Origin of the sequence: Streptomyces alanosinicus (genome assembly GCF_014650595.1) — a bacterium.
Lineage (GTDB): Bacteria > Actinomycetota > Actinomycetes > Streptomycetales > Streptomycetaceae > Streptomyces > Streptomyces alanosinicus.
Genome location: NZ_BMVG01000146.1, coordinates 1 through 1,007, shown reverse-complemented (window position 1 = coordinate 1,007; position 1,007 = coordinate 1). Strand labels below are relative to the sequence as shown.

Annotated in this window: 1 protein-coding gene; it reads right to left on the bottom strand. The window is 69.1% G+C overall.

Going from position 1 to position 1,007, the window contains the following annotated elements; translation table 11 throughout:
• On the bottom strand, positions 1–1,007 hold a 1,007-nt coding region (locus IE277_RS46705; protein WP_189960213.1), incomplete at both ends, for an acyltransferase domain-containing protein.

Below are 1,007 nucleotides of genomic sequence, written 5' to 3'. Positions count from 1 at the left end.
ACGCCGCCAGCGACACCATCACCGCCCACGACACCGGCTGCACCACATCAACATCCGCCAACTCAGCCCCACCACGCACGACATCACTCAGCGACCACTCCACATAAGGAGCCAGCGCAGCCCCACACGCCTCCATCGACGCGGCGAACACCGGCGAGACATCCCACAACTCCCGCCCCATACCAACCCACTGCGCCCCCTGACCCGGAAACACGAACACCACGTCACCGGCAGCAGCGTGAGCGGCCCGGCCTCGTACAACGGACGACGGGGTCACTCCGTCACCGACCGCCAAGCCCTTGACCCCGAGGGTCAGTTCGCCCCCGTCCGTGCCCAGGACGACAGCACGGTTCTCCAACGCTGCTCGCGTGGCAGCAAGCGACCACGCGACATCCACCGGACGCAACTCATCGGCAGCAGCATCCACATACGACGCCAACCGGCTCGCCTGGCCGGCAAGCCCGTCCCCACCACGACCCGACACCACCCACGGCACCACACCACCAGCCACGAACACCGGCACAACGGCATCCTCCGGCTCAGTCCCGGACCCCGACCCCGACCCGGACCCGACCGGAGCCTCCTCCAGCACCACATGTGCATTGGTGCCGCTCACCCCGAACGAGGACACACCCGCCCGACGCGGACGCCCCTCCGTCTCCGGCCACTCCACGGCCTCCGTCAGCAGCGACACCGCACCCGCCGACCAGTCGACGTGCGGAGTCGGCTCATCGACGTGCAGTGTCCGCGGAAGGAGACCGTGCTGCAGCGCCAGCACCATCTTCATCACGCCGCCGACGCCGGACGCGGCCTGTGCGTGGCCGATGTTGGACTTCAACGAGCCCAGCCACAAAGGCCGTTCGGGATCCCTGCCCTGCCCATAGGTCGCCAGCAGCGCCTGGGCCTCGATCGGGTCACCGAGGGTCGTGCCGGTGCCGTGTGCCTCCACCACGTCCACGAGGTCCGGAGTCACACGGGCGTTGGCGAGGGCCGCGCGGATGACGCGT